The sequence below is a fragment of the Ktedonobacter sp. SOSP1-52 genome (assembly GCF_016587395.1).
The window spans coordinates 447,782-467,891 of sequence record NZ_BNJH01000002.1; the positions used below are offsets into that span (position 1 = coordinate 447,782).

The following is a 20,110-nucleotide window of genomic DNA, read 5'->3' on the forward strand; positions in this document are numbered from 1 at the left end:
GATAGCACGCATCGGGCCACTCCACGATATATCATGTTGTATACTGATCACGTCAGTATACAGGTCATTGATAGAAACAGAAGGATAACAAGCCATGCGTATTGTCTCGCTTCTGGCAAGCGCAACCGAAATGATTGCCGCCCTGGGATGCCTGGACCAGCTCGTTGGGCGTTCCCATGAGTGCGACTACCCTCCAGAGGTCCAGCGTCTGCCCTTGCTGAGCCGTCCAGTCATCGATACCAACACGTCCAGCAAGCAGATTGACACGCAGATCAAACAGCTCGCCCACGCCCGAGATGATGCTCAGGAGAACGCGCTCAAGGCCCTGAGTATCTACACCATCGATGCCGAACTACTGCAACGCCTCCAGCCAGATATCATCTTTACCCAGACCCAGTGCGAGGTCTGCGCCGTCAGTGAGCAAGACGTGGTCCAGGCCTTAGAGCAAACCACTGGGCTGCGTCCGCGCATAGTCTCGCTGGCCCCCTACCGCCTCCAGGACGTTTGGGAAGACATGCTGCGCGTCGGCAAAGCCCTCAATAGAGAACGACAGGCCCAGGAGTGTATCCAGGGCTATCAACAGCGCCTTCAGCAGTTACAGGCCCAAACCATGTCTCTCGTTGCGTCAGGCCCCAGGCCTCGCGTGGCCGTTCTGGAGTGGCTGGACCCACTCATGGGTTCTGGCAACTGGACTCCGCAACTCATCGACTACGCAGGCGGTGAGAACATCTGTGGCGAAACCGGTCGGCACGCTCCCTGGCTCACCTGGGAACAACTGAGTGACCTTGATCCTGACGTCCTCATCCTCGCCCCCTGTGGCTTTACTATCGAACGCGCGCGACAGGACCTTCCACTCCTCCAGAAACATCCCATATGGTCCACGTTGCGCGCGGTACGCGAGGGACGCGTCTCTATCATTGATGGCAACTACTATCTCAATCGCTCCGGTCCGCGCCTCGTCGAATCCGCCGAACTGCTCGCGCACGCCATCTGGCAACAACGCCTCCCCCTCTCAGTCGATCCATCCGCCTCCATACTCCTCTAGAAGAATACAGAAAGCAGCGGCGTGGTGCCTGCCAGTAGCAGGCACCACGCCGCTGCTTTCTGTATTCTTCTACCTCTACGCTCTTTGTGCTCTTAGCGGCTTGTCTCTGGACGCATGGCCCAGAACATCAAACCAGCTACGATAAAGAAGAGGACAATGAAGAATGACATGAACGAGCTAACAATTGTATCGATTGACAATTGGAAGATCACCGCCAATATGAGGAAGGCGATCACAAGCACGCCCAAAATAGGGAGGAGGTATAGCGTATTAAAACGCTTCTTCGCATCCGAACGCGCTTTGCTTACGCTATAATCTAGATCTGTATCGAGTTGCTCCATGCAATACCTTTCCTTCGAGTAGGAATAGCTCGCCTCTGAGCCTGCTCTCAATAACGCTAACAGGCCGTGGTGTTATATATAGTAACATGGCATTCTTGAAACCAGGGAGGCGCGCCTGGCTTGTCGAGCGATCCCGCCGAACCCCCTCCTAGCAGGAGAGGGTCCAATGCTTTGGATCATATTATAGTCCTAACCTACCACGCGTGCAACTCTTCTATCCTCTTTGGCAGGGCTTTCCAGAAGACAAAAAAAACGGCCTTATTGGCCGATAATGCTTATGGTAGGGGAGACGTAGTTACCGGGGTCAGGAAGAGATGCGAGCAGACGAGCAAATGTGGGTTCCAGGTCGCGCTTGGCAACGTATCTACGCAATTCCAACGCATTCACCTGATACATCGAGTTCTCATCGACACACGAGGCAATAACACCATCAGAGATCGCCGCACATAAATCAGCAAGAGTTGGGATCTGGTCAGACACGAGACACCTCCCTACAGAAACTTGATGCTCAACTCGCTTCGAGCCGCGCAATAGGTCTCGTTTATACTACGGATCAGACGCCTGGAGAGTTTCATCTCCTCCTACATAATACCACACCTACGCCATTATGCACAGCCATATTGGGGGCAATTTCAGGCCTTTTTGTTACTATTCCACCCCAAATTCGTCTTGCCCCTCTTCATCCTCTTCGTTTGAATTGTCCAGCACGGCCTCGTCGTCAAGCAGCCCCGGAAGCGGATCGATGTACATAACTCCACGCAACACATCTATCTGGCGCACAACCGTTTTGATCGCTGGGATCATCACCTCTTTGCGCTCAGGTGTTCGCACGACATACACATCATTTCCACCCGTGGGAAAGAGGTCGACGATCTGTCCCACTTCCTGGTTGCTCAGGGTATAGACCTTGAGTCCTAGGATGTCATGCTGATAGTACGAGTCTGGAGGCAACTGCGCCAGCTCACTTTCGGGAATCCAGAGGCTCTGACCGCGCAAGGCCTCGGCATCGTTCGCGCTGGCAATCCCCTCTAGCTTGACTAACAGCATCTCGCCCTTATACGGGCGCACGCTCGTAATAGTACAGCGTTTAAAGGTGTGGCCATCGGTGCTCACGTGTACCGCCTTCAGGGATATAAAGCGGTCGGGGATATCCGTCAGCGGCAACACTTTGAGTTCACCGCGCACACCAAAAAGGGCCACTATTTTGCCGATAGTAGCCCATTCTGTCTTGTTTTGCATTGGCATAAGTTTCGCCCTTTGCGAATTGCCTCTCGGTCATACCTACCATCCACCCATTGCTACCAACATATGTGCTGGCGTACCACAATCATGGATAGGCATACAAGATGGCTCTTGCATCCATCGCGCTCTCCGGCGGGTAGGTGCCTAGAGAATTTCTAACGATGTATGCCGTCCTTCGCGCGTCCCACCGGCGCGCAGCAGTGTGCGCATAGCCTTCGCAACACGCCCCTGGCGTCCAATCACCTTGCCGAAATCATCCTGGGCAACGTGCAACTCCAGAGCCAGCGCGCTGCGATCATTGCGCACCTCGCGCACCTCAACCGCGGAAGGATCGTCTACCAGCGACTGAGCGATGTACTCAATCAGTTTACGCATACATTCTACCTCTGCTCACTCGCTACCTGGTCACGATGCTTCACAACGGACCGCACAAACCTAATCGATACTACTCAGCGCTTGTGGAAGACTTCTCAGCCTCAAAGCGAGCCAGGATACCAGAGCGCTTCAGCAGCGACTCAACCGACTCGGTTGGCTGAGCACCATTCTTCAACCAGCCCAGCGCCTTCTCCTCGTTGATGTTGATAGCGGAAGGCTCAACACGAGGATTGTACCAGCCAATATTCTCGATGATGCGACCATCGCGGGGTGAGCGCGAGTCAGCAACCACTACACGATAGCTTGGGGCCTTCTTCATGCCCGTACGTTTGAGACGGATCTTAACACTCATGCTTTAAAATTCTCACCTCTCGCCCACTAAAGGGGCTGTATTTTCTACCTGCGCCGCGTTCCCTGGTGCGGCGCGCAACAACACGGCACCTCTAACACCCGACAGGGCCACATGAACTTCGGCCCAACTAGGATAGCACGCGCCACTCAAAATGTCAACGCTCTTGTGGCCCCTCGCCCACGCAATGCAGCTTGACAAAGTTGGTCCGCGCACGGCTCGCCACGGGCATTCCACCCATGATAACGATGTGCTCGTCACGCGCGATCAAATTCTCCTCCTGCAAGTGGCAATCGACATCGGCGATAACCCGCTCGGTCGTGCCCTCCATGGGAAGATTCTGCGGCCAGACTCCCCACCAGAGCGCCAGGCGCCGATAGACGTGCTCCGAGGGTGTATAGGCGATGATCGGCGTGCGTGGTCGGTCCTTAGAGATAAGATGCGCCGAACTTCCCGAGCGTGTAAATACTACAATCGCTTTGACACTCGTCTGCTCACTCAAAGCGCGGGCGGCATGACTGACTGCCTGCTCCTGCGTCAGGCGTTGCTGCATCGTTGACTGAATGCTCGCGCGATACCCATTCTCGGTCTCAACGGCGATACGCACCATCATCTCTACCGCCTCAATGGGATAACTTCCCGAGGCCGTCTCGGCACTCAACATGACGGCATCGGTTCCATCGAGGATGGCGTTGGCAACGTCGCTGGCTTCGGCACGCGTTGGGCGCGGATTATTAATCATTGATTCCAGCATCTGGGTCGCGGTAATCACGGGTAGACAGAGTTCATTGCACTTGGCGATGATTCGCTTCTGGATCAACGGTACCTTCTCGGGGGCCATCTCGACGCCCAGATCACCACGCGCCACCATGACGGCATCGGTCTCTTGTAAGATCTCGTCGAGCCGCTCAATGGCCTCGGGCTTCTCCAGCTTCGCGATGATCGGCACGTAGCAATCACGCTCCTTTACGCCCAGGTCAGCCTGAATCTGCTTGATATACTCCTTGGCCTCGCGAATATCCTCTGGCTTACGCACAAAACTCAGCGCGACATAATCAACGCCCTGCTCAATGCCAAAACGCAGGTCATCCCGGTCCTTGTCGGAGAGCGAGGGAACGCTGACCGCGACCTCAGGCAAATTGATGCCCTTGTGCTCTTTAAGCAGGCCACCATGCACCACCAGGCACTTAACGTCGGTCTCGTTATGGTCCAGGACACGCAGCTCCAACAGGCCGTCATCCAGCAAGATGCGGTCGCCTACCTTCACGTCCTCAGGCAACTGCTTGTAGGTGGTCGAGACCAGCTCGGCGGTGCCTTCAAGCGGGCGCGTGGTCAGCGTAATGGTGGAGCCATTCACCAGCATCACTGGTCGATGCTCCTGAAGCGTGCCGATACGGATTTTTGGCCCCTGGAGGTCCTGCAAGATCGCAATGGGCCGATGTAGTCGACTTGAAATAGCGCGAATGCTTGCTACCACTTTGGCATGCTCTTCATGCGTTCCATGCGAAAAGTTTAAGCGCGCTACATTCATGCCTGCCCGCATCAAGCGCTCTAGCTGCTCTTCGCTGCGCGTCGCGGGCCCAATAGTACACACGATTTTCGTCCGTCTCATACAGTCCTCTTACTTCTTATCCGAAAACCCTGAGCGCGCTTGTCCCCGAATGGGGGGAGCGCTAGGCACGCAAGTGACGTTGGGTTTCGGAATAAGATCTTTGCTCTTTGGTTTTTCACGGTGTTCCTCTGCGTACACTCCACTCGCAGATGGGTCTCTTTTACTCATTGTGCTGTATGTACACCATGTACATCATGTGCCTCATTGCACATCACTCGCCCTAACCAGGAGCCCGCGTTCCCACCCTATCTTCCCATTCGACCAACCAGGCATTTTTTCTACTCATACGAAAGAAAGCCTGGTCCTCCCTTACGCGGTAGGGGAGGCCAGGTGGAGCCTTAAACGAAGCAGTTCCTAGCGGCGCCAGGTGACCATTGCAAGCGCATCTAGCGCACTTCCTGCTGTGCGTTTAAGCCCCATTTTTCAAAGAGTTTATCGTAGGTTCCATCGCGTTTCACCGCGTCATAGGCGGCCTTAAGGGCTTTCCCCATCTCCTGATCGCCTTTACGTGTGGCGATACCTTCTATAGCCTGATCGGTAATGGAACCACCTATCTGGAATTGGCCTGGATTGAGTTTCATATAATAGTCTGTCACGGGCGAGTCCTGGTAGGTCGCCGATACACGCCCATCCACCAGCAACTGCACCACATCATTTTGGCTATCAAGCGCCGTTACTTTAATAGCTGGCTTTCCTGCTGCAAGACAGGCTTTATTGGCCTGCGTCAAGCTATCCTGCTCGACAGTTGTGTTCTGCACACCAACGCCCTTGCCACACAGGTCCTTAGGACTCTGAATCTTCTCGGGATTTCCCTTGCGCACCAGCAATGACTGCCCGGCATTGAAATAAGGAATAAAATCAGCCTTCTGCTCACGCGGTGCATTAATGGTCACACCCGAGATGACAACGTCGTAACGCTTGGAAGTCAGGTCATCAATGATGGTATCGAAGTTTCCCTGTTTCACAGCCACCTGCAAGCCCATGCGTTTGGCCATCTCAGTGATCAGGTCCATATCAAAGCCAACATCCTTCCCCGTTGTCACATCCTTGTACTCCTGGGGCGGATATGTCGAGTTTGTGCCTACCGTCAACGTCCCCTTGCTGATTAAATCAGCGGGTGGCGTCACTGACGGCTTCACCGAGCTTGAAGTGACACTATCACTACTTCCACCACATGCCGCAACGAAGAACGCGCAACTAAGAAGCAGACACATAATTAACACCAGAGGTGTCTTACCTCTCCGAGAAACCAGGGCCCCATACAAATGCATTAACCCAAAGCCTCCAAACCTAGAATCGATCGATAAAGACGGATACAGTGTAACATATTTTGCCCACTCGCAAAAGCACAGGCCCGTTCCTGCTATTAAAAGAGTACAAAGAAACAAGAATGGGGGCTTGCCGCTGGCAAGCCCCCATTCTTGTTTCTTTGTACTCTTAATTTACCTTCTGGGCGGAGTTCAACTGCCACTTGTCGAAGAGCTTATCGTACGTGCCGTCCTTCTTGACCGCATCGTACGCTGCTTTGAGGGCGTTAAACATCTCGGTATCGTCTTTGCGCACCACAATGCCTTCGGGGGCCTGGTCGGTAATGGCACCACCAATCTCAAACTGGCCCGGGTTCAACTTCAGATAGTAGTCCGTTACGGGCGAGTCCTGATAGGTCGCGTCGACGCGCTTGTCGGCCAGCAACTGGATAACGTCGGTCTGCGCGTCCAGCACTGTCAGTGCAATCGTTGGCTTGCCCGCCGCTGTGCAGTCCTTTTTGGCCGCGGTCAGGGCATCAAACTCAACAGTATTTGTCTGCACGCCAACCTTCTTGCCGCACAGATCCTTGACGCTACTAATATGATCGGGATTCCCCTTCTGCACCAGGAGCGACTGACCCGCGTTAAAATAGGGAATGAACTGCGCCTTCTTCTGGCGATCTGGATTAATAGTCACCGCAGATATCACGACATCGTAACGCTTGGAGCTAAGATCGTCGATGATCGTATCAAAGTTCGCCTTCTTAACATTGGCCTTCAGGCCCATCCGCTTGGCCATCTCGGTAATCAGGTCAACATCAAAGCCAGTCGCCTGGCCGCTGGCCGTGTCAACATACTCCTGGGGCGGGTATGTCGTGTCGCTGCCAACCGTCAACGTTCCGCCGGTGATCAAGTCCTTTGGCGCGGCCACTGTGGCCTTTACATCACCACCACTATTACTACCCGTGGCCGTGCCACTACTACCACAGGCAGCCAAAACCATCATCAAACCAAGCATACAACTGATACCAAGCGCCTGCCATGACATGCGCTTCCCTCGCTTGGAGAAGATAAAAGACATACGAGACCTCCTCTTAACTGATTCCGTTACTAACTATACATACGCACAATCATCCCCTATTTATCTCACAGCTTCTCAAAAGAAAAGAGTTTGACATGCCGCACCCCATGCTATATTCTGAAAGTAGAGATAAACCTGCGGCGAATAGGCAATCGTTGTCCGTCGCTCAAACATTGCATCGCACATATATGGCACGCATTGGCGCATCACGCCTTCAATGAAGATACAAACAGCGTTCGAGGACGAGCACTGATATCAATAACTTAACCTTGGCTATTTGCACAAATCACGTCTCACACAGGCCTTTCGTCCCCTGGGAGCGTACCTTTCGGGAGGCTAGCCTCCAGGGATATGTGGCAACGAGGAGAAAAAAACAGCATGACACAGGTACACGAACCAACAAGCCAGGCAGATAAATCCTCCCAGACTATTCGTATTTTAATTACCGATAAAATCGCGCGCGAAGGTATCGATCTCTTAAAAGAGCAGATGCCTGAGGCACAGGTCGACGAGCGCCGTGGCCTGACACCAGAGCAGCTCGCCGAGGTCATCGGCGATTATCACGCCCTGATCGTGCGCAGCGAGACCCAGGTCACCGCCGATGTGCTTTCAGCGGGCACCAACCTCAAGATCGTTGGGCGCGCGGGCGTTGGCGTGGACAACATCGACACCAATGCCGCCACCCGCCTGGGCATCATCGTGGTCAACTCCCCTACGGGCAATATCATGGCTGCGGCGGAGCATACCATCGCCATGCTGATGTCCCTGGCCCGCCACGTTCCCGCTGCCAATGCCAGCATCAAAGGAGGGAAATGGGACAGGAGCCGCTTCATGGGCATCGAGGTCCGCAACAGGGTCCTGGGTGTGATTGGCCTTGGTAAAGTTGGTATGGCGGTCGCGCGCCGCGCCCTAGGTCTGGAGATGCAGGTCGTGGCCTATGATCCCTTTGTCTCCCCCGAGCAGGCACGCAAAAACGGGGTCGAGATGGGAACCTTTGAAGAGGTCTTGACCCGCGCGGACTTCCTGACGCTGCATACCTCGCTCACCAGCGGCCCCCAGGGTACACGTGGATTAATCAGCGAGCATGAGCTTCAGCTCATGAAGTCGGGGGCACGCCTCATCAACTGCGCTCGTGGTGGCCTGATCAATGAGAAAGCCCTGCTCAACGCCCTCAACGAGGGGCGCCTGGCGGGCGCGGCACTCGATGTCTTCAGCCAGGAACCTATCCGCGATGACGAGACCCTGCTGCAACTCCTGGCCCATGACCGCGTGATCGCGACCCCTCACCTGGGCGCCTCCACCGAAGAGGCCCAGGTTGGCGTGGCCACCGATGTCGCGGAGCAGGTCGTCTCGGTCCTCAATGGCGGCTTCCCCCGGGCCGCGGTCAACGCACCGCTGATCCTGCCGGAGACGCTGAAGGTGCTTGAGCCATATATGACCCTGCTCGAAAAGATGGGACGGCTCTACACCCAGTTGCAGCCCGGACCACTGAGCAAGATCGAGATTACCTATAATGGCGATATCGCGAGCTATGATCTACGTCCACTGCAGGCCGCGCTGATCAAGGGCCTGCTCGAGTCCGTCTCTGAGGCGCACGTCAATATGATTAACGCCCAGCTGCTCGCCAAAGAACGGGGCCTGGAGATCACCGAGCAGAAGTCCACGACACCAGCCGAGTTCGCCAACCAGGTCACGCTACGCGTGCTCTCGCCCAATGGCAACTCCTCCTCGTTTATCGGCAAGCCCGGCATCGAGGATGAACACTTCGATGCCATCAGCGGCGCAGTCGTCTATGACGAGCCTCGCATCGTACGCGTTGGCCGCTACTGGACCGAGTTTGTACCTGAGGGCTATATCCTCTTCTGCCGCAACCTCGACCAGCCAGGCATGATTGGCCGCGCTGGAACGCTCCTTGGCAAGGCCCAGGTCAATATCCGCCACATGGATGTCGGTCCTGTGGAGCGCAAGCCCCGCACCCGCGTCCCCGGCAACACCACCGATACGGCCCTGATGGTCATCTCGGTCGATGATGCCATTCCAGATTGGGCGCTGCGCGAACTCAGCGAGACCGGCGACATCTTCGGTGTCACAGTAGTAAACCTCTAAAACCTCAGCACCACAGGTACCAAACATGTAGGGTCCATGCTGGCATGGACCCTACATGTTTGGTACCTCTCTACAACCCGGCAGAGTTTAGTACGTATGGTAGACAGAGACCTGGATCAATGCTACTATCAGCTAAATTACCTGTGACAATTGATGAGGCTTAAAAATATCTGGGGAAAGGTTGATTGCTGCACTTATGACGACGACAAAGCCGCGAACATATCCACTGCCAAACGTCAAACCGATCACACGCAGACAGGCACGCTTTGCCTTTATCGTACTCCTGGTTATCAATATCCTCAACTATGCCGACCGCTCTATCCTGGGAGCCGTACAAACGAAAATTCAGCCCGAGTTTCACCTGAGTGATACCGAGCTCGGGTTTATAATCTCCTCGTTTCTACTCATCTATGGCCTGGCAACATTCCCGTTGGGCATCTGGGCCGATAAAGGGGTGCGCAAGAATATTGTCGCGGCCTGCGTCGGTATCTGGAGTGTCGCGACCGCTCTGGCGGGCTTTACGCATAACTTCATTCAGCTCCTGCTGACCCGTTCGGTGCTGGGCGTTGGCGAGGCAGGCTACGCGCCAGCCTCCCTCTCGATGATCGGCGACTACTTCCCCAAATCTGTGCGCGGACGCATGCTCTCGCTCTGGTCCATCGGCAACGTGGTGGGAACCGCTATTGGCCAGATCGCGGGCGGCATTATCGCTGTTACCCTGGGCTGGCGCTGGGCCTTCTTCTTCGTGGGCATCCCTGGTCTGATCGCTGCCTTCCTCATCTGGCGCGCAGTGGAACCGGAGCGTGGCGCCTATGATCGCGTCGAGGATGAGACAGGCGAGGATGCTTCAGAGGGCGAAATAGTGGGTCATAGTCTGGGCACGAATGTCTGGCAGACCTTCAAACAGATCGCACGCATCCGCACCTACTGGATCTTGCTCGGCTCCTTCATCGCCAGCTTCTTCATTGTAGGGGCCGCGACCGGTTGGATTACGACCTATATTGTGCGCGATTTTAAGCTCACAGAGGCCCAGGCGGGCCTCGTCTCCGGCCTCACCCTCGCCACTGGCAGCATTATCGGCACCATCATTGGCGGCTGGCTTGGCGATAGCTTGCAGAAGCGCAGGCCGCAGGGACGCCTCATCATCTCGACCATCTCGTTTCTCCTGGGCGCACCCCTGACCCTGATCGCGCTCACCTTCCACAACATCTATCCCTTTGTGGCCTTCTTTACGCTGGCCATTATCACGCTCAGTCTCTGTCTCGGCCCAATTAACGCCGTGATTCAGGATATCATCGAGCCTGATAAGCGCGCCACCGCCACCGGGCTGCTCTTGCTCCTGGCCCACCTGCTAGGGGACGCGGCTTCACCCATCATCATCGGCATTCTCGCCGACCACACCTCGCTGGGCACCGCCCTGCTCATCACCGCGCCCACCTGCCTCTTTATCGCTGGCCTCATCTGCCTCCTCGGGCTAAGAACGGTCGCCAGAGATATGGAAGCCATGCAACAGCGCATGCGCCGCGCACGAGCGTAATGCAAAAGCCCGGCGCTACTGGCGTACGCGCCTACTTTCGGAAGTAGGCGCGTACGCCAGTAGCGCCGGGCTTTTTGGGCATAAAAAAGAGCGAGAGACGGGATTCGAACCCGCGACCATCACTTTGGGAAAGTGACACTCTACCACTGAGTTACTCTCGCTTGCTTATCGCTTACATGGCTTAGTATAACCCATCTTCAAAAGATTGTCAATCCTTTTTTCGCCTTCTCAAACGTCTTCCACTCCTCTCAATTCCGGCTCGCAAGTTCGCCGGTGGGTAAAGGGATGGGCAGTATGGCACGGGCATTCGCCCGTGCCATACTGCCCATCCCTTTACCCACTGAGCGCCGCAGGCGCGAAAGGTCAAGAGCAATAACGCAACAGAACGCCACAGTAGCGCGTATAAAAGATAGTGTATTTCAAGTACACCTGGAGGAAGATTTATGGGCCTATTCTCTCGTCTCGCGTTGCTCTTCCGTATTCGCACCAGGGCAGCGCTAGAGAAGGCGGAAGAGCCTGGGGCAGTGCTGGATTATGCGTATACCAAACAGGTTGAGCAGATACAACAATTGCGCCGGGCCATTGCCGATATCGCGACCAATCGCAAGCAGCTAGAGCTGCAACAAACGCTGCTTCTCAATAATGTCGATAAGCTCACCAGTCAGGCAGGGCAGGCTCTGCGCCTGGGGCGCGAAGACCTGGCACGCCAGGCGCTGCAACGCAAAGAGCTGTTTGTGCCGCAACTACACAACTATGAGCGCCAGATCGCCCAACTACGCGAGCAGGAGGAGCGCCTGCTCCAGATGGAACAGGATGTCGCCACGCGGATCGAGGTCTTCCGCACCCAGAAGGAGATGGCTAAAGTTCAGTATCATGCCGCGCAGACACAGGTAAAACTGCGGGAATCGCTTGGGGGCATATCTGGTGAGATGGGAGAGATTCACCTCGCCATGCAGCGCGCCCAGGAGAAAATTCTCACCATGCAGGCGCGGGCCAACGCGCTCGAAGAGCTGCTTGAGCAAGGAGTCATAGGGGAACAGCGCTCTCTGGGAGCAGGAGATGCGCTTGACCGCGAGTTGCAGCGTATCGACATGCAACAGAACGTAGAACTTCAATTGCAGGCCATGAAGGAACAGCTACAACTCGGCGGCCGATATACGCAGCCAAAACAAATTGAAGGGCCAACCTCTTTTCCCGAATGATAGATGAGGCTAGCCCTTCTTCTTGGCTTTATCTTTCTGCGCCTTGTAGAACGACTTGGGTTTGGGACGGTGCGATGTGTCGACATAGGCTGCCGGGGCGGCGTCTTCACGGGCTGCGATATCGCTCTCCTCACGCTCGCTCAACAGTTCCTGCAAATCGTTATAGATATTGTAGTTGTCGATCACCTCTGGCATACGCAGCATGTGACGCACTACCTGAACCTGTGCCACGCTGGTTTTCTCATGCTTCGTAGGCTCAGCACGCTTTAACAACTTCTCCACCAGGTCCATGCTATCGTCATGCGCGCCAATTCCCTCTAGCCGCTCATGAACAACTTGCAATTGTTCATATAAGTTCATGATGAATTCTCCTCCCGCAAACTCTAAAGTCAGCTAGGAATATGGTAGCATAGACCTCAAAGCGCGTCAAATAATGGGCGGCGGCCTACCTATTCCGCCCAGCTGTAGAGTTTGTGTGTCTGTGGTGGTAGCTGACTCCATCAGCTACCACCACAGACACACAAACTATTGCCCTTCGGTCTCGGGGAGGGCGATGAGGAAGGTGCTGCCTTCGCCAGGGATGCCCTGGCTTTCGACCCAGATAGAGCCATTCATGGCCTCGACGAGTTTGCGACAGAGGTAGAGGCCCCAGCCTGCGCCTCGCTGCGCCTGCGTGGCTTCAGTTGAGAGGCGCGAGAACTTGGCGAAGAGCTTCTCCTGCTCCTTCTGGCTGATGCCAGGCCCCCAGTCACGCACCCAGATGAGCACAAAGCGTTCCCCCGTCAACATATTTACGCCTCCAGGTTGGGCCTCCTTAATACGCCGAAGTATCTCGTTGCAGGAGAGGCGCTGCGCGCCAATAGCGATCTGCGTGGCAGGTGGCGTATATTTCAGCGCGTTACCCACCAGGTTCATCAATACCTGGCGCAGGCGCAGGTCATCCGCCCAGACGGAGAGGTCATCCGCCAGGTCAAGCTCGATATGGCGCTGCTCACGGGTAATGGTGGGATCGAGGATCTCCAGGATCTGCGCCACCGCGGGCGAGATAGCGACGATATCACGTTTGACCGAGACCCACTCCTGGTCAATACGACTGGTATCCATGACATTGCCCAACAGGAGGACCAGCTCATCACAGGCCCGGCGCGCATTGCCAATAAAGCGCTGCTTGCGCTCCTCATCCAGGTAGGCGCCGTGCGTGCTGAGTAGCTCGAGATAGCCTTGAATGGCTGTCAGCGGGGTGCGTAATTCATGGGAGGCCGTCATCAGAAACTGGTTTTTCAGCTGCTCGGACTCCTGGGCCTGGCGCATGGCCTGCCCCAGTTCGCTATAGCGACGAGCGTTCATCATGGCGATTCCCGCCTGGACAGCGATCTCCTTGATCATCTGCACATGACGCTGGGTATAAACATGGGGTTGATAGGACTGCACCGAGAGCATACCTATTGCCTCATCCCCATAGTGGACAGGGACAAAGATCAGTGACTCACTGCGGCGCTTACTCCCAAACAGAATAACCTTAGTGCGATCGGTATGTTGTAGCACAAAATCTTCATGCTCCTGAGCGGTTAAGAAGCAATAGGTCAGGTGCTCTGTAAGCATATAGCCTATCCAGGGTGAAATGGGGGACTGGGGCTCGGGAGAGGGATAGGATATATCCTCATCGATGATGTAATCGGCATACATTTTATCTCTAGCGAAATCGCAGCGCGTGACAAAAAAACCATCCACTGGCATTACACGGCATAATTGCGCATAGAGCACCTGGTAGACCGTACTGAGATCGCGCAGGGCCTCAGGAACTGAGAGCGCACGCCCAATCTCGATCAAGGCCGCCCGTTCCTGGCTACTACGCTGGGCCTCTTCATAGAGATGCGCCCATTCAATTACGCCCGTGGCCTGGCTGGCGAAGACCTCTAGCACGTCTACTGTCTCGGGCGAGGGACGCAGCCCATCGAGGGGAGAATCAGGCGTCAGAAAACCGATGATGCTGCCATCCCCTTTGCGCAGGGGAACCAGCAAGAGATCATTGGGTCGCCATTGCGACATATCCTCTCCTACACCCCGTTCTTCATAGCTCAGCGTCGTCATCACAGGCTCCCCCTCCTGCACGATGACAAAATGCGCGGCCACACTTTCATCTTGCCAGACATCGGCCTCGCCAGGAATAAAATAGGAGTTGCGGCACCGAAGAGCGGGCTGAGTGAGAAGGGAGGCGACGTACGCGGGCATGGGATGCTGGCGTAGATAGGCAGTATGTTCAGCAGGAACACTCGACGAGGTGGCACATACATAAAAATTGTGATGCTCGTCCTCTAAATAGAGCGCGCTATAGCGAAAGCCCAGAGCCTGGCAGGTTGCATCCGCGATTTGCTGAAGCAGCCCATCTACATCTGGATTCTGCTGAAGCGAGGTCCAGATCTCAGAGATGGAACGCAGAACAGCGCGATAGACGTTAGCAAGATCTCCCTGTACGTGCATATGCATAATGCCTGGACTCATCCTCCATAGGCGCCCAATTTATGACTCTGCAGGAAAACGCGAAAACCCACTGCCTGCGGTAGGGACCGGCCTGGAAGCCACCTTGCGTGATAGCTTCCAAGCGCATTTTTTGTATTGAGCTAAAATAGCTTCCCCAATGGATTATAACATACAGAAATCGGCCTATGGCTCGACAGACGGCTCTACCAGTACTAGATTGGTATAGAAGGTACTACCACCATTAAAATCGGCGAGGCGATCAGAGGTCGTCCAGTTCACGTTGCGCTGGTCGGGACTAAACATAGGCCACCAGACGGTCGTCGTAGCCAGGACGCCCTCGCGCACTTCCTCAGAGACATCCGCGATCAGCCGGCACCAGCCACGCTCATTGCTGACACGCACAAGCTGACCGCTACGAATGCCCCGCTTCTGCGCGTCCACGGGGTGAATCCAGAGGCGTGGGAAGCGCTCTTTCTCCTTGAGTACCCCGACATTGCCGAACGACGAGCTAAGGAAGTGGTGCGCTGCCGGGCAGAGCAGGGGCAGGCGCTCATCCACTGGCACAATCTCGTGCTCCTGGACATGCGACTCCATCTCGGGGACCCAGCCCGGCAGAGGATCATAACCTTTGGCAAGGGCCTGCTCCGAGTAGAACTCAACCTTCCCGGACGGGGTGCGGAAAACACCATCGGCAAATGGCACCTGCTCCTCCTCGGAGAGCGTCAAGGGGATCGCGCCCTCCGCCTTCAGGCGCTCCAGGGTAATGCCTTGTAAGCTGGTGTTCTGGGGACGCGAAGCCTCCAGCAGCTCTTCAATAATCTCGTCTACGTCGGCCTGGAGCCAGGGTTCGTCATATCCCATGCCTTTCGCCAGGGCGCGCATGACATCCCAATTGCTACGTGCCTCGCCCAGCGGCTCAATCGCCGGCTCATTATACTGAAGCGTCAGGTGACCATAAGGCTTATGCAGGTCGCGCTGCTCAAGCTGGCTGGTCGCGGGCAGGATAATATCGGCATAGCGCGCGGTATCGGTCTCGAAGAGCTCATGTACGACCGTAAAGAGGTCATCGCGCATCAGGCCCTCAACAATTTTGCCTACGTTAGGCGTCGACGCCACGGGATTGGCATTATAGACGAAGAGCGAGTACACGGGGGGATCGGCTTCACCCGTGAGGATCGCGCCCAGGCGATTCATATTCAGCACACGCGGCTCGGGGGGACAACTGGTCTCATGCGCGTGTCCCCTCGCCTGCTTGTCCCACTTGAGCCAATCGCTGGTGCTATACATCAGACCGCCAGCGCGCTCGCCATAGTGTCCAGCCACAGCAGGGAGACAGGTCAGGGTACGCACGGTCTGCCCACCATTGGTGTGGCGGTTAATGCCATCGGTCAGGCGCAGCATGGCGGGCTTCGTCGTGGCGTAGCGGCGCGCCAGGTCCACGATTAGCTCTTCCGCCAGGCCGGTCACGCGGGCGGCCCGCGCTGGAGTCCACTCATTGATGCGCTCAAGGAACTGCTCCCAGCCCACGGTATGCGCATCGAGCCACTGCTGATCGTGCAGGCCCTCGTGAACCATGACATACATCATCGCCAGAGCCAGGGCGGCATCGGTCCCCGGATAGGGCTGAATATGCTGGTCCGCCGAGCGTGCCGTGAGAGTGCGAATGGGATCGATCACAATCACCTGGGCGCCATTCTTCTGCGCCTGGCGCAGGAAAGGCATGATGTGAGGCGCGGTACTGGCGGGATTACTGCCCCAGATAAGGATCAGCTTGCTCTCGACCAGGACCTCGGGCGAGGGGGCCAGGCGCCCACCAACCACCAATTGCACGCCCTCTTCAGCGGCATGCCCACAGATGGCGCGCTCCAGGCCAGAGGCACCCAGGCGGTTCCAGAGGCGCTCATCGGTGACTCCGCCCTGGACAGTTCCCAGGGTACCCGCATAGCTATATGGCAAAATAGACTGGCCACCATGCTCGGCAATAATCTGCTTCCAGCGGCTGGTAATCTCAGAAATAGCCTCGTCCCAGGAGATACGTTCAAACTTGCCGCTGCCCTTGGGCCCGACGCGGCGCAGGGGATAGAGCAAACGCTCGGGATGATAGACGCGCTCCAGGTAGCGATTGACCTTGGCGCAAAGCCAGCCACGCGTAATCGGATGATCGGCGCGCCCACGCACGCTTACGGCCCGCCCATTCTCATCGACCTGCGTCTCCAGGGCACAGCAGTCAGGGCAATCATGCGGGCACGAACCATATACAACACGCAGCTTGCGCGGCGCCTCAACCGGGGCAGTAGTATCTAAAGCCATAACGTTGATATATCCTTTCCTGATGCTCACCAATAGACGCGGCATGGCCTGCAAGTTTGACCGACGCGTGCTTTAGCAGCGTCCTCCCCCATGACGTCGTTCCCTCGTTCACAGCAACGTTTTTTCTAACCAGCTTATTCCCACGAGCCAGTGTCGGTCAGCCAATCGAGCACGCTTTCGGCGGCGCGAGAGGCTCCGCCACGTCGTTGGGAGCAGCGCGGCAGGCTCTGCAAGACCATCGCGCCATACTCTTTTGAGACGACCCGCTTATCAAACATGATCACAGCATTGCGTTTATCATTATGCCAGGCGATTTTATTCAGGGCACGCCTGACGCGCAGGGCCGCCATGGGCACAGTCAGGTTATGCAATTGATCGGAGATCAGTTCGGCGCGCGCGGCGATTGGAGGGTCATGCAGAACCGGCATCGGCAAGCGCGAGACGATCAGGCAGGTGGGCGAAATGGTCACATCGTCGCCCGCGTCCCAGAAGCTGCCCGTTCCCAGCAGGACCACATGCTCTTGCTCGCGATAGATCTGCCAGAGGTTACGCGGCGAGCCATCGATGCCCTGCCCTAGGACCAGGATGCCACGAGCCTCTAGCATGGGCTTAATGGCAGTATACGAGCTACGCAAGGCGGCATGCGAGGTAAAGAGCACGACCGTTTGGCCCTCCAGGGCGCTCGCCATCTGCACGATGGTCTCATCCAGGTGGCGCTGGTACTGCGGCACATTGGGTTCAGGCACGTCATCCATGAGGTAGAGCAGCGTCTGCTCATGATGAGGCCGCTCAATCGAGAGGGTTAGGCTCTGCTCACTCTCCAGGCCCAGGTGCCCCTGTGTAAAAGCGAAGGAACCATCGACCGAGAGTGCGGTTCCCGCGAAAATCGTGCCACGCTGCTCGCGCAACAACAAGCGCCGCAACAACGCTGAGGTCTGTACTAGTTGAGTATGCAAGATGGGAGGCAAGGGTTCGCCCAGGGTCTGAGGCCCCTGACCTGGGCGCTGATGCCCAGCATGCGAGACCGGCGTCGGCGGCATACGCAGCCAGTAGACAGACTCGCTCTCGCCCAGGGAGAGAGCCTGCTCAGCCAGGCGTTTCTGCTCCAGCAACTGGTGCGCGGCTGCGGCCAACTCAGAGGCCAGCGAGCTATCCTCGCCGCTCCCTTTTTCCTTATGCGCGTTCTTCTGGGGCGCGAGAATGATTTTCTCGGCCTGGCGCGCGAGATCAATCACGGACTGCAAGCGATGCGCGGCCTGCTTCCAGGTCTGCTCAACCTCGTTCCAGGCTCCAATCTGGCACGACTGAGAGGTCAAACGCAGAGGCTGATCCAGGCGTTCATGACTCCGAGAGCCTGCTGAGCGTCCCGTGCCCTCGCCCTTCCCTTTCCCATTGCCCTGGTGCGCGGCATCCTCAATCAAAGCCTGGAAGCTCTTAAAGAGCTGCTCGACGGCGGCACGTGCCTGGCGCAGCGTCTGGAACCAGCTCAGCATCCGCTGGTCAAGCTCGGCTTTGGCGACCGTGGGCGTGGAAGAGATACCACCAGGACCATTTTCGCGCAACGAGGGCGCGGCCAGAGCCAGCAACCCCTGATAGCGACCAGTAGGAAGCTCGGCGCCAATCGTATTGAGCAGGTTCAGCAGGTGCTCCTGGCGAAATTCGGCGCCGCTCCAGCGCGCATTCTCCTCATCCAGAAGATCGCTATCCAGGACAACACGTTGCTCAATCCCGGAGAGGAGCGAGTGCGAAGAGGAGAGGTCGTCAAAAAGACCGGCATGTGTGGTCACCACGATGCGGGCATTTTTGACGCGCTCCTCAGCAAGGCTCACAAAGCAGAGGCCCTTACGGCGATAGGTACAGCGCTGGTAAATCGAGCCAGCGCGCGGGTCCGCCGAGGGGAGCCGCTCCACACCGGACGAAATACGCTCCCAGGCGGCAGACTCCTGGGGCAGCAGCGTCAGCTCGCCGCGCTCGCCCGTGAGCGTCTGTTGCGCCCAGAGGCCGAGCTTTGCCAGCCCACGCGCCTGCTCAGCGGTCAGCTCGCCGCTGGTGCGCCGGAGGGCCGCGCCAAACCAGCGATGGGCACACAGATAGCCACCTCGCTCAGCCAGGTAGGCCACGGAGAGCTGGCTCTCTAAGCGATTTTGCAGCGTGGGCAGAGTCTTGGACACCAGGCGCCGCGCCCCCTGCTGGTTCGCGCAGGCAATTACCAGCCGGCGCGGCATGGTCGTCTCTCCCTCGGGCTCATTGAGCCAGCGCAGAGCGGAGAGCAGGACAGGCGTATAATCGTTATCACCAATCGTCACCTCAACCACAAGCGGCTTCCGCTGCTCAAAGGCCTCATATACCGCCTCGTGAGCTACCGGCGTTCCAAAGGGTGCCTCAGCCGATATCTCGGCCTCTTGAATGTGAGCGGTCGTGGCAACGGGAAGAGCGGTTGGCGCGGGAGGAGGCGCATCGTCTTTGCGCGCGATGGCGAAGGAGAGGACGCGAGGATCCATACCAAGTTGCGCGGCGAAGCGATCACCCAGGATGCCCCGGCTCAAATTAGACGCGCCATCATGCTCCTGGCGCAGACGTAGCTCATGACGGAAGAAGTGGAGCAGCGGCCAGGAGCGCGGGCCATCCAGATGAGCCAGGTCCTGCAAGAGCGCCAGATCCACGGTTTGCAGGCGCTCATAGAGCGAGAGGAAGACCTGCATCGCCAGAACGGTATCGACCATAGCACGATGGCGGTCACTGGGAACCTGGATACCCAGTGAGTGCGCGACCTGGCCCAGGTTATAGCTCGAGAGGGAGGGCAGCAGCACGGTCGCCAGTTCAAAGGTATCGACCATGGGATTGGAGCGCGCCAGGCCCCAGCGCCGCAGGAAGCCCACATCAAAGGGAATGCTATGGCCGACAATTGGATAGTCGCCAAGGAAGGTATGCAGTTGGCGAGAGATGGCGTCAAACGGAGGGGCACCCACAAGCAGCTCTGGCTTAATACCAGTCAGGCGCTGCACGCGATAGGGGATCGAACGCCCTGGTGAAATAAAGGTCTCAAAAGTATCCAGGACTTCACTCCCCTGGAACTTGATCGCGGCCACTTCAAGAATGGCATCTTGCTCAGCATGCAGGCCCGTTGTCTCCAGGTCTAACGCGATACGGATGGCAGACTTCTTCGCCATAATTTAGCAGTT

The 20,110-nt window shown here is 56.8% G+C and carries 16 protein-coding genes and 1 tRNA gene; 4 read left to right on the forward strand and 13 right to left on the reverse strand.

Annotated elements, in window-relative coordinates; all coding sequences use genetic code 11:
• The first annotated feature begins 94 nt into the window (after window positions 1-94).
• On the forward strand, window positions 95-1,045 hold the full coding sequence (locus tag JMJ16_RS17625) for a cobalamin-binding protein (RefSeq protein WP_201383584.1): 951 nt from the start codon (window positions 95-97) through the stop codon (window positions 1,043-1,045).
• 92 nt (window positions 1,046-1,137) lie between these two features.
• Here JMJ16_RS17625 and JMJ16_RS17630 read toward each other — a convergent pair whose 3' ends face one another.
• The 8 genes from JMJ16_RS17630 to JMJ16_RS17665 all read right to left on the reverse strand — a co-directional run bounded on the left by JMJ16_RS17630 (window position 1,138) and on the right by JMJ16_RS17665 (window position 7,292).
• Window positions 1,138-1,386, reverse strand: coding sequence for a hypothetical protein (locus tag JMJ16_RS17630; RefSeq protein ID WP_007923517.1), 249 nt, complete (start codon window positions 1,384-1,386; stop codon window positions 1,138-1,140).
• A gap of 258 nt (window positions 1,387-1,644) precedes the next feature.
• Window positions 1,645-1,866, reverse strand: a complete 222-nt coding sequence (locus tag JMJ16_RS17635) for a hypothetical protein (protein ID WP_007923519.1) — start codon at window positions 1,864-1,866, stop codon at window positions 1,645-1,647.
• A gap of 168 nt (window positions 1,867-2,034) precedes the next feature.
• On the reverse strand, window positions 2,035-2,625 hold the full coding sequence (gene rimM, locus JMJ16_RS17640) for a ribosome maturation factor RimM (protein WP_201383586.1): 591 nt from the start codon (window positions 2,623-2,625) through the stop codon (window positions 2,035-2,037).
• A gap of 147 nt (window positions 2,626-2,772) precedes the next feature.
• Window positions 2,773-3,003 (reverse strand): KH domain-containing protein, encoded by a 231-nt coding sequence (locus JMJ16_RS17645; protein ID WP_007923523.1) that lies wholly within the window; start codon window positions 3,001-3,003, stop codon window positions 2,773-2,775.
• Window positions 3,004-3,073: 70 nt separating this feature from the next.
• Window positions 3,074-3,355: a 30S ribosomal protein S16 gene (rpsP, locus tag JMJ16_RS17650; protein ID WP_007923524.1), complete on the reverse strand. Its 282-nt coding sequence runs from the start codon at window positions 3,353-3,355 to the stop codon at window positions 3,074-3,076.
• A 154-nt stretch (window positions 3,356-3,509) separates the two neighbouring features.
• Window positions 3,510-4,964, reverse strand: a complete 1,455-nt coding sequence (pyk, locus tag JMJ16_RS17655) for a pyruvate kinase (RefSeq protein WP_201377065.1) — start codon at window positions 4,962-4,964, stop codon at window positions 3,510-3,512.
• Between the two features lie 386 nt (window positions 4,965-5,350).
• A complete protein-coding gene (locus tag JMJ16_RS17660; protein WP_201377064.1) occupies window positions 5,351-6,178 on the reverse strand; it encodes an ABC transporter substrate-binding protein in 828 nt (275 codons plus the stop codon).
• Window positions 6,179-6,401: 223 nt separating this feature from the next.
• Complete coding sequence (locus tag JMJ16_RS17665; RefSeq protein ID WP_201383588.1) at window positions 6,402-7,292, reverse strand: ABC transporter substrate-binding protein; 891 nt, start codon at window positions 7,290-7,292, stop codon at window positions 6,402-6,404.
• Between the two features lie 378 nt (window positions 7,293-7,670).
• Between JMJ16_RS17665 and serA the strand changes: the two genes are divergently transcribed.
• Window positions 7,671-9,398, forward strand: a complete 1,728-nt coding sequence (gene serA, locus JMJ16_RS17670; RefSeq protein WP_201383590.1) for a phosphoglycerate dehydrogenase — start codon at window positions 7,671-7,673, stop codon at window positions 9,396-9,398.
• A gap of 196 nt (window positions 9,399-9,594) precedes the next feature.
• A complete protein-coding gene (locus JMJ16_RS17675) occupies window positions 9,595-10,935 on the forward strand; it encodes an MFS transporter (protein WP_201383592.1) in 1,341 nt (446 codons plus the stop codon).
• Between the two features lie 89 nt (window positions 10,936-11,024).
• Here the strand turns inward: JMJ16_RS17675 and JMJ16_RS17680 are convergent.
• Window positions 11,025-11,096: transfer RNA gene (locus JMJ16_RS17680), tRNA-Gly, on the reverse strand.
• Window positions 11,097-11,378: 282 nt separating this feature from the next.
• On the opposite strand from JMJ16_RS17680, the gene JMJ16_RS17685 reads away from it, so the two are divergent.
• Entirely contained in the window at window positions 11,379-12,137 is a 759-nt protein-coding gene (locus JMJ16_RS17685) for a PspA/IM30 family protein (RefSeq protein ID WP_201383594.1), read from the forward strand.
• A 9-nt stretch (window positions 12,138-12,146) separates the two neighbouring features.
• On the opposite strand, the gene JMJ16_RS17690 is transcribed toward JMJ16_RS17685, so the two are convergent.
• From JMJ16_RS17690 to JMJ16_RS17705, 4 genes are all read right to left on the reverse strand, one after another.
• Window positions 12,147-12,497, reverse strand: coding sequence for a hypothetical protein (locus JMJ16_RS17690; protein WP_201377059.1), 351 nt, complete (start codon window positions 12,495-12,497; stop codon window positions 12,147-12,149).
• A 165-nt stretch (window positions 12,498-12,662) separates the two neighbouring features.
• Window positions 12,663-14,624 (reverse strand): ATP-binding protein, encoded by a 1,962-nt coding sequence (locus JMJ16_RS17695; protein WP_201383596.1) that lies wholly within the window; start codon window positions 14,622-14,624, stop codon window positions 12,663-12,665.
• A 177-nt stretch (window positions 14,625-14,801) separates the two neighbouring features.
• Window positions 14,802-16,928, reverse strand: a complete 2,127-nt coding sequence (locus JMJ16_RS17700; RefSeq protein ID WP_201383598.1) for a molybdopterin-dependent oxidoreductase — start codon at window positions 16,926-16,928, stop codon at window positions 14,802-14,804.
• Between the two features lie 134 nt (window positions 16,929-17,062).
• Complete coding sequence (locus JMJ16_RS17705; RefSeq protein ID WP_201383600.1) at window positions 17,063-20,098, reverse strand: exonuclease domain-containing protein; 3,036 nt, start codon at window positions 20,096-20,098, stop codon at window positions 17,063-17,065.
• Window positions 20,099-20,110: the final 12 nt, after the last annotated feature.